Source organism: uncultured Nevskia sp. (assembly GCF_903885465.1).
Taxonomy (GTDB): domain Bacteria; phylum Pseudomonadota; class Gammaproteobacteria; order Nevskiales; family Nevskiaceae; genus Nevskia.
Window position 1 is genome coordinate 1 of the sequence record NZ_CAISIQ010000482.1, and the last position, 2257, is coordinate 2257.

Here is a 2257-nt window from a genome sequence, read left to right on the forward strand (position 1 = left end):
CCTTGCTGCTGCTACCGGTGCATGCCGCGCTGGCCTGGATCTTCTGGCATGCCAAGCCGCGACCGGACGAACTCTGATGACCTCTGAAACCGATCCAGCGGCGTCGGCCGTCAGCGTCATGCCGATCGACGAGCTGAACCCGAACGAGCGGGCGCTGGTCGGCGCCGCGCTCGCGGCCACCGCCACCGCCTATGCGCCGTACTCGCGCTTCCATGTCGGCGCCACCCTGCTGTTCGCCGACGGCAGCCGGCACAGCGGCGCGAACTTCGAGAACGTGTCCTACGGCTTGAGCCTGTGCGCCGAAACGGTCGCGATCGCCAGTGCCAGCAGCGCCGGACGGCTGCATGAAATCGTCGCCATCGCGATCGCCGCTGTCGGCGAACTGGAAGCTGCAGTCACCGGCGAGTTCATCACCCCCTGCGGCCGCTGCCGCCAGGTGCTCGCCGAAGCGGTGACCATCTGCGGTCACGACATCGAGGTGCTGATGCTCAGCCGCGATGGCCAGCGGGTACGCAAGACCACGGCCCGCGCGCTGCTTCCGCTGGCTTTCGGGCTTTAGCTGCGCGGGGCGAACGTCGCTGCGGCAAGGCGGTCTGAAGCTCAGCCCCTTTCCCCTTGCCGGAGCGTCACTGATGAATCGCCTGCTGCGTCTCGCTACCTCGTTGTGTGCCGCAACCCTCGCGGCCTGTGCCTCGACCTCGCATCTGCCGCCGATCGAGCGCGCCGCCAAGGTCGATCTGCCGCGCTTCATGGGCGATTGGTACGTCATCGCTTACGTGCCGACCTTCATCGACAAGGACGGCTACAACCAGATCGAGAACTACAAGCTCAACGACGATGGCAGCATCGCCACCACCTTCACCTTCCGCGACGGCGGCTTTGACGGCAAACCGAAGAAGTACACGCCGAAGGGCTTCGTCGTCGAAGGCAGCAACAACGCCGAATGGGGCATGCAGTTCGTCTGGCCGATCAAGGGCGAGTACCTGATCACCGAACTGGCGGACGACTATTCCAGCGTGATCGTTGCCCGTACGAAGCGCGATCTGGTCTGGCTGCTGGCCCGCAAGCCGGAGATGAGCCAGACCGAGTACGACCGCCAACTCGCCAAGATCGCGGCGATGGGCTACGACATGAAAGAGGTCAAGCGAGTGCCGCAGCGCTGGTAATCGAAAGGATCAGCGTCGCGTGTCGAGAATCTCGGCACGCGGATCGCGCGGTATTCGCGGTGGCGGACGTGTCGGTCGCGTGCCCTCGCCCAGTGGCGGTGCCACCACGGGTGGGCGCGGACTGACGACCGGAGGCCGTGGCCTTATCGGCCTGAACGGCACAAAGACCGGATAGATACGCTCGGACGACCAGCCCTGATCGCGGCAACGCTGATCGGCTTCGACGACATAGGGATCGTCGCAGACGCCATCCCGGTCTTGAGGTTCTGGCTCTGCAGCAGCCTCGGCACGCAGGCGCTCGGCAGCAGCAGTATCGGCAGCTGCCTGCTCGCGGCGATCGTGACCAGCCTGGTCCAGATAACGGCGATAACGTTCGGCGACCACCGCCGCTTCCTCGGCCGGCGGTGGCGCCGAAGGCAGGCGGACGCCTTCGCGGCCATCGCGCGCTTCACGAGTGCCGGCCGCCTGGTTGCACGGCTTGTCCTGGAAGATCGGCGTGCCGTTCAGTGCTTGGCAACGATAGATGTCATCGCCAGCCGCGACGGGTCGCAGCACGCCAGTCAGCGCCAGCAACAACAGCGTCGAGACGGACAGGATGGGCCTGGGGTTCATGCCTGTTTCGACCTGTGCCTGGTCGCGACGTTCAAGCCTGGTCGCCGCGCATCGCCCGAACCTTCTCTTCCAGCGCCGCCGCCGTAGCGTGCTCGGGCGCGATCGGTGCCGCGGCCAGCAGTTCGATCTCGGCGCGGAAACGGCGCGGCAAGCGGGCCCGGCGCAGCTGCGAATCGATGCGTGACCACATGCTGCCCCACAGGCCGCGCACCGCCAGCGGAATGACCGGCACAGGGTTCGCGGCGAGGATCTTTTCGATGCCGGACTTGAACAGCTGGATGCTGCCATCCGGCGTCAACCGGCCTTCCGGAAAGAGGCCAATGATCTCGCCGTTCTTCAGCGCCTGATCGATTTCGGCATAGGCGCGTTCAAGCATCGCCGGGTCTTCTTTTGCCGGCGCAATCGGAATCGCCCGCGCGGTGCGGAACAGGAAGTTCATGCCGGGAATCTTGAAGATCCGGTGATCCATGACGAAGCGC

The 2257-nt window shown here is 65.7% G+C and carries 4 protein-coding genes; 2 read left to right on the forward strand and 2 right to left on the reverse strand.

The window, feature by feature from the left end; genetic code table 11:
• Nucleotides 1-76 precede the first annotated feature (76 nt).
• On the forward strand, nucleotides 77-559 hold the full coding sequence (locus QZY06_RS18790; protein ID WP_295686973.1) for a cytidine deaminase: 483 nt from the start codon (nucleotides 77-79) through the stop codon (nucleotides 557-559).
• 73 nt (nucleotides 560-632) lie between these two features.
• Nucleotides 633-1166: a lipocalin family protein gene (locus QZY06_RS18795; protein ID WP_295686974.1), complete on the forward strand. Its 534-nt coding sequence runs from the start codon at nucleotides 633-635 to the stop codon at nucleotides 1164-1166.
• A 9-nt stretch (nucleotides 1167-1175) separates the two neighbouring features.
• Here the strand turns inward: QZY06_RS18795 and QZY06_RS18800 are convergent, their stop codons facing one another.
• The gene (locus tag QZY06_RS18800) at nucleotides 1176-1778 is read right to left on the reverse strand and encodes a DUF4124 domain-containing protein (RefSeq protein ID WP_295686975.1); all 603 of its coding nucleotides are present in this window, start codon (nucleotides 1776-1778) and stop codon (nucleotides 1176-1178) included.
• Between the two features lie 31 nt (nucleotides 1779-1809).
• On the reverse strand, nucleotides 1810-2257 hold a 448-nt coding region (locus QZY06_RS18805), incomplete at its 5' end, for a 1-acyl-sn-glycerol-3-phosphate acyltransferase (protein ID WP_295686976.1).

What these genes read in the sequence shown, in the direction of transcription:
- QZY06_RS18790 (WP_295686973.1), top strand. Translation starts at nt 77, where the DNA reads ATGACCTCTGAAACCGATCCAGCGGCGTCGGCCGTCAGCGTCATGCCG.
- QZY06_RS18795 (WP_295686974.1), top strand. Translation starts at nt 633, where the DNA reads ATGAATCGCCTGCTGCGTCTCGCTACCTCGTTGTGTGCCGCAACCCTC.
- QZY06_RS18800 (WP_295686975.1), bottom strand. Translation starts at nt 1,778, where the DNA reads ATGAACCCCAGGCCCATCCTGTCCGTCTCGACGCTGTTGTTGCTGGCG.